6 protein-coding genes and 6 tRNA genes are annotated in these 5,837 nt (G+C 72.2%); 4 read left to right on the top strand and 8 right to left on the bottom strand.

Annotated elements, in window-relative coordinates; genetic code table 11:
* The 6 genes from ACZ7BZ_RS18735 to ACZ7BZ_RS18710 all read right to left on the bottom strand — a co-directional run bounded on the left by ACZ7BZ_RS18735 (window position 1) and on the right by ACZ7BZ_RS18710 (window position 634).
* Window positions 1-69 (bottom strand) — tRNA-Val (locus ACZ7BZ_RS18735).
* 44 nt (window positions 70-113) lie between these two features.
* Window positions 114-185, bottom strand: a tRNA-Val gene (locus ACZ7BZ_RS18730).
* A 44-nt stretch (window positions 186-229) separates the two neighbouring features.
* Window positions 230-301 (bottom strand) — tRNA-Val (locus tag ACZ7BZ_RS18725).
* A gap of 40 nt (window positions 302-341) precedes the next feature.
* A tRNA-Val gene (locus ACZ7BZ_RS18720) sits at window positions 342-413 on the bottom strand.
* Between the two features lie 34 nt (window positions 414-447).
* A tRNA-Cys gene (locus ACZ7BZ_RS18715) sits at window positions 448-521 on the bottom strand.
* A 40-nt stretch (window positions 522-561) separates the two neighbouring features.
* Window positions 562-634 (bottom strand) — tRNA-Gly (locus tag ACZ7BZ_RS18710).
* 367 nt (window positions 635-1,001) lie between these two features.
* On the opposite strand from ACZ7BZ_RS18710, the gene ACZ7BZ_RS18705 reads away from it, so the two are divergent.
* The 3 genes from ACZ7BZ_RS18705 to ACZ7BZ_RS18695 all read left to right on the top strand — a co-directional run bounded on the left by ACZ7BZ_RS18705 (window position 1,002) and on the right by ACZ7BZ_RS18695 (window position 3,867).
* A complete protein-coding gene (locus tag ACZ7BZ_RS18705) occupies window positions 1,002-2,087 on the top strand; it encodes a chorismate-binding protein (RefSeq protein ID WP_470359235.1) in 1,086 nt (361 codons plus the stop codon).
* A 12-nt stretch (window positions 2,088-2,099) separates the two neighbouring features.
* The gene (locus ACZ7BZ_RS18700; protein ID WP_470359234.1) at window positions 2,100-2,930 is read left to right on the top strand and encodes an aminotransferase class IV; all 831 of its coding nucleotides are present in this window, start codon (window positions 2,100-2,102) and stop codon (window positions 2,928-2,930) included.
* 79 nt (window positions 2,931-3,009) lie between these two features.
* The gene (locus ACZ7BZ_RS18695; RefSeq protein WP_470359233.1) at window positions 3,010-3,867 is read left to right on the top strand and encodes a GNAT family N-acetyltransferase; all 858 of its coding nucleotides are present in this window, start codon (window positions 3,010-3,012) and stop codon (window positions 3,865-3,867) included.
* A 15-nt stretch (window positions 3,868-3,882) separates the two neighbouring features.
* Here the strand turns inward: ACZ7BZ_RS18695 and ACZ7BZ_RS18690 are convergent, their stop codons facing one another.
* A complete protein-coding gene (locus ACZ7BZ_RS18690) occupies window positions 3,883-4,383 on the bottom strand; it encodes a DsbA family protein (protein ID WP_470359232.1) in 501 nt (166 codons plus the stop codon).
* Between the two features lie 111 nt (window positions 4,384-4,494).
* Between ACZ7BZ_RS18690 and ACZ7BZ_RS18685 the strand changes: the two genes are divergently transcribed.
* A complete protein-coding gene (locus ACZ7BZ_RS18685; RefSeq protein ID WP_470359231.1) occupies window positions 4,495-4,950 on the top strand; it encodes a hypothetical protein in 456 nt (151 codons plus the stop codon).
* Between the two features lie 25 nt (window positions 4,951-4,975).
* Here the strand turns inward: ACZ7BZ_RS18685 and ACZ7BZ_RS18680 are convergent, their stop codons facing one another.
* Window positions 4,976-5,545: a CGNR zinc finger domain-containing protein gene (locus ACZ7BZ_RS18680; RefSeq protein WP_465744658.1), complete on the bottom strand. Its 570-nt coding sequence runs from the start codon at window positions 5,543-5,545 to the stop codon at window positions 4,976-4,978.
* Window positions 5,546-5,837: the final 292 nt, after the last annotated feature.

The following is a 5,837-nucleotide window of genomic DNA, read 5'->3' as shown; positions in this document are numbered from 1 at the left end:
GCGATACTGGGATTGAACCAGTGACCCCTACCGTGTCAAGGTAGTGCTCTCCCGCTGAGCTAATCGCGCCTGATGTGGCGGTTGTGCAGCAGGCCCCGAGGGGCCTGTTACTGTGCGCGATACTGGGATTGAACCAGTGACCCCTACCGTGTCAAGGTAGTGCTCTCCCGCTGAGCTAATCGCGCCTGATGTGGCGGTTGTGCAGCAGGCCTCGAAGGGCCTGTTACTGTGCGCGATACTGGGATTGAACCAGTGACCCCTACCGTGTCAAGGTAGTGCTCTCCCGCTGAGCTAATCGCGCCTGGTGAGGCGTTCCTGCAGCAGACCCATGAGGTCCGACGTGCGCGATACTGGGATTGAACCAGTGACCCCTACCGTGTCAAGGTAGTGCTCTCCCGCTGAGCTAATCGCGCGGGGAGGCCTCCCGGTGGAACCGGGAGGACCTCTTGGAGGTGGAGACGGGATTTGAACCCGTGTACACGGCTTTGCAGGCCGTTGCCTCGCCTCTCGGCCACTCCACCAGGCAACACATGAAGAACGACCTTACACCGTTCTCCATCGAGCGGACGACGAGATTCGAACTCGCGACCCTCACCTTGGCAAGGTGATGCTCTACCAACTGAGCTACGTCCGCCTGTCTCCCGGGATCTTCACCGCTTTTCTTCGGTTGCGCTCCCCGGCGACGTGTTGAACTCTAGCGGATTCCCGGGCCAGCTAAAAATCCGTTCCCGCAGCGTGCCGAGGGGATGCCCGCGGAGTGCCGTCCCGTCAGCCCTTCCGGCCGGTCACCGGCCGCCACCTGCGGCGCTCCCGGACGATCATCCGCAGGTCACCCGGCGCACACCAGCGTGACGCACTCGGCTGCTCGCACCCGGGGGCGCGGAAAGCAGTGGGAGCGCCGGAAGCGCCGGGAGTGCGGAGAGTGCGGGCCCGACCCGGGCCACGCCCGCCGACCTACACTTCAGGCACCGCCGCCCCCAGCACCACCGCGCAGGAGAACCGTGTCCGGCCACCCCGCCCCCCACACCCCGCTCGCCCGCTTCGGCGGCCGTCTGGCCACCGGGCTGCGCGACGTCACCTCGGACCCGGCCGCGCTCGACTCCGCCGGCTACTGGGCCGTCGCCTACGACTTCGAGGGCCGGCTGACCTGCGCCCGCTTCGACGACGTCCGCCCCGCCCCGGTCCCGCCCTCGGGCACCGGCTGGCAGGGCCCGGCCGCCGGCAGCTGGCACAGCTCCCTGGACCGCGCCGCCTACACCGCGGGTGTGCGCCGCATCCGCGAGCACATAGCCGCCGGCGAGGTCTACCAGGCCAACCTGTGCCGAGTGCTGTCCGGGCCGCTGCCCGACCCCGACCGCAGCGACATCGACGCCCTGACCGGCCTCCTGGCCCGCGGTAACCCCGCCCCGTACGCGGGCACCATCCGACTGCCCGAGCACGGCGTCGAGATCGCCACCGCCTCTCCCGAGCTCTACCTGCACCGTTCCGGACGTACGGTCTCCTCCGGGCCGATCAAGGGCACCGGCCGCACCGAGGACGACCTCCTCGAGAAGGACCACGCCGAGAACGTGATGATCGTCGACCTGGTCCGCAACGACCTCGGCCGGGTCTGCGGGACCGGCAGCGTCACCGTCCCCGACCTCTGCGCCGTGGAGAAGCACCCGGGCCTGGTCCACCTGGTCTCCACCGTCGAGGGCACCCTGCGCGACGGTGCCGGCTGGCCCGAACTGTTCGCCGCGACCTTCCCTCCCGGTTCGGTGACCGGCGCCCCCAAGTCCAGCGCCCTGCGGATCATCGAGGCCCTGGAGACCGCCCCGCGCGGCCCCTACTGCGGCGCCGTCGGCTGGGTCGACGCCGATCGCGGCGAGGGCGAACTCGCCGTCGGCATCCGCACCTTCTGGCTCGACCGGCAGGACCGGCAGGCGCCGGTCCTGCGCTTCGGCACCGGCGCGGGGATCACCTGGGGCTCCGACCCCGAGCGCGAATGGGCCGAAACCGAGCTGAAGGCCGCCCGGCTGGTCGCGATAGCGTCGGGCAGCGAGATCGACAGCGACACCCACACCGATCATGAGCCGCACCGCGCCTAGGAGTAGCCCTCGATGGACAACCGCACCACGAGCTGGGTCAACGGGACCCTCGTCGACTCCGCCGACGCCGCCGTCTCGGTCCTCGACCACGGCCTGACCACCGGCGACGGCGTCTTCGAGACCCTGAAGGCCGTCGACGGCCGGGCCTTCGCGGTCACCCGCCACCTCGACCGGCTCACCCGCTCCGCCCGCGGCCTCGGCCTGCCCGACCCCGACCACGACCTGGTCCGCGAGGCCTGCGCCCAGGTGCTCGCCGCCAACCCGGCCCCGCTGGCCCGTTTGCGCGTCACCTTCACCGGCGGCAACGCCCCGCTCGGATCCGAGCGCGGCACCACCGGCCCCACCCTGGTGGTCGCCCTCGGCGCCATCAACCGCCGCCCCGACGAGACGGCCGCCCTCGTCGTCCCCTGGCGCCGCAACGAGCACAGCGCGGTCGCCGGCCTCAAGACCACCTCCTACGCGGAGAACGTCGTCGCCCTGGCCGCCGCCCACCGCGCCGGCGCCTCCGAGGCCCTCTTCGCCAACACCGCCGGCCTGCTCTGCGAAGGCACCGGCACCAACGTCTTCGTGGTCGTCGACGGCCGCCTGCTCACCCCCACCCTCGCCTCCGGCTGCCTGGCCGGCATCACCCGGCAGCTGGTCATCGACTGGTGCGGCGCCGAGGAGGCCGACCTCCCGCTCGGCGCCCTGCAGGACGCCGAGGAGATCTTCCTGACCTCCACCACCCGTGACGTCCAGGCCGTCACCCGCGTCGATGACCGCGAACTGCCCGGCATCGGCCCGGTCACCGCCAAGGCCATGGACGTCTTCGCCCAGCGCAGCGGCGACGACCTCGACCCCTGATCCCGGGCCCGGGCAGAACGCCGGGGAGACGCCACGGGCCACGTGGATAACCTTCCCGGCGAGGGGAAGGGACCACCACATGACCACCACGCTGCGCCCCGAGGGCCCGGAGACACCCACCACGGCCGGCGGCCGCACCAGACGCTGGCGGATCCTCGCGAACGGCCACCAGGTCGGTGCGCTGCGCACCACCTCGGCCCGCCATGGCAGCCAACTCTGGGGTGAGATATCCGAGTTGGAGATCACGGAGGGCCGCGGCCGGGGCCGCGGCACCTTCGGTGCGCTGGCCGCCGAGGAGGTGCTGCGCACCTGGGGTTGCACCCGGGTGGACGTGGTGGTCCCCGAGTCCGCCCCGGTCGCCCGCGGGCTCGCCGCCGCCCTCGGCTACACCGAGCGGATGCGTAACCTCGGCAAGAGCCCGACCACCGCCCCGGCCCTGCCCGCCGGCGTCACCGCCCGCCCGATCGGCGCCGCGGAGTTCCCGGCCTGGATCGACAGGGCGGCCCGGGAGTACGTCCGCTCCCTGATGGACTCCGGCCTCACCGAGGAGCAGGCCCACGCCAAGTCGGCCCTGGACCACCGCAACGTCCTCCCGCAGGGCGCCGACACCCCCGGCGTCGTCCTGCGCCGGCTCCACGGCACGGACGGCCCGGGCGGTGCGGACGGCGACCCGCTCGGCTCGCTCTGGGTGAACCTCCACCTGCGCGACCTGCCGGACGGCACCCCGCTCGCCTGGGTCATGGTCGTCGAGGTGTCCCCGGCCCACCGGGGCCGGGGACACGGCCGCACCCTGATGCTGCTCGCCGAGCGGGAGTGCCTGGCCGCCGGGGTGCGCGAAATCGGCCTGAACGTCTTCGCCGGCAACGAGGTCGCCCTCCGGCTCTACGCCTCGCTCGGCTACCGGATCGTCAACCGTTGCTTCGGCAAGCCACTGTGACGAATTGACGGATCGTCAGGAGGCCTTCGCGGCCTCGACGGCGGCGACGATCCGCTCGCGCAGCCCGTCCTGGCTCTTCCCGCCGTCCAGCCGCTCGCGACCGATCACGTACGTCGGCGTGCCGGTGACCCCGATCGCCTTGCCCTCGGCCTGGTCGGAGTCCACGATCAGCATGTGCCGGCCGTCGACCAGCGCGGTGTCGACCTCCTCGACGTCCACCCCGACCTCCCGGGCCACCTCCAGCAGCACCTGCTGCCCGCGGGCGTCCAGGTCCTCGACCCGGGCCAGCAGCGCCTCCACGAACGGCCACCCCAGCCCCTGGGCGAACGCCTCCTCGGCTGCCTCCGCCGCGGCGTAGGCGTGCTTGTGCTTCTCCAGCGGGAAGTGCCGCAGCTCCACGGGCAGCGCGTCGCCGTACTGGGCGCGCAGCGCCCGTACGTCGTCCAGGGCGGTACGGCAGTCCGGGCACTGGAGGTCGCACCAGAACTCGAGGCGAGGGAGGGAACCATCGATCATCCCCCCAGTGTTCCACTAGTGGGTGCCCGTTCCCGCCCGGCGGTGCGCCCGAGGACGAACCGACAGGGAGGCACCGATGACCAGGACGACCGGAGACGAAGGGGTCCACTCGTGCTGACCGCGGCGATCAGTTTCCTCCTCACGGCCGGCGGCGTGGCCGTCGCGGGACAACGGGCCTGGCGTCGGCGCTTCCGCTCGGCGACCCGCTGGTTCGCGGTGGCGCTGCTGCCCGCCGGGCTCTACCTGACCGGCCTGTTCCCGTTGGCCGGCACCATCGGCCGGGAGTTCGCCGACTGGGCGACCAAGCTGGTCTTCGACCCCCGGGTGTGGACCGGCATCGTCCTGCTCGGCGTCTCCGCAGCCCTGCTGGTCGTCACCCGCTGGATCGACCGCCGCGGAGCCCTGGAGGACTCTCCGGAGCGCCCGGCCGCCGCCGGTCCGGCCCCCGAGCGCCCCGCCGTGGCCCAACCGCCCAAGGTGCCCGCGAAGAAGCAGACGGGTAAACGGGACGACGGGCTCGGCGACTTCGCCGACATCGAGGAGATCCTCCGCAAGCGCGGCATCTGAGGCGCGCCGGCCGGAGGCAGGCGGGTCAGGCGGAGGCGACGGCCTCCGCCGACCGCTGCCGCGCCCGGTAGGCGGCGACGTGCAGCCGGTTGCCGCAGGTGCGGCTGTCGCAATAGCGCCGCGAGCGGTTCCGGGAGAGGTCCACGAAGACCCGCGCGCAGTCCGGGGCCTCGCACCGGCGCAGCCGCTCCCGCTCGCCCGCCATCAGGATGAAGGCCAGGGCCATGCCCAGCTCCGCCGCCAGGTGGGGGCCGAGCGCGGCGTGCGGCGCGAAGTAGTGGATGTGCCAGTCGTGGTGGTCGTGATTGACCAGCCGGGGCGTCGTCCCGGCGGCCGCGACGATCGCGTTGACCAGTTCGGCGGCGGCCTCGGTGGACTCCGTCCCGAACACCTCGCGCAGCCGGGTGCGCAGCTCGTGCACCTGGCGCAGGTCGTCCTCGGTCAGTGAGTCGATCTCACTGATCTCCTGGCGGACCACGAAGGCGTCCAGCGCGGCGACGTCCGGCAGTCGCTCGTCGCCGCACACCTCGGGTGCCGTGTTGAGCAGATCCACGAGGATGCTCAGCGCGCACTCGGTGTCATGGGTGATCAGCACGTTGGGACTCCTCGCGCAGGGGGACTCCGGTACCCCGCGTCCACGGTTACCCCAGACCATACCGGCCCTTGCGGCATAGGGGCGGCGCCTTTGTTCGAAGGCCTGTGCGGATTCCGTCAGAGCGTCCCAAAGCGGGCGCCGCCTCGCGACGCACCCCCTTGCGTGGCTTCCGCTACGCCCCGGAAACGACGACGGCGCCCGGCAGCGGGGGGGGGGTGGGTTTGGGGGGGGGGGCGTTGCGTGCCCCCGAGCGGGGGGGTGGTGTGCCGAGCCGGAAGGCGGCGCCACCTCC

This window comes from Kitasatospora sp. NPDC036934, assembly GCF_055608425.1.
This window is presented reverse-complemented; position numbering and strand designations above follow the sequence as displayed.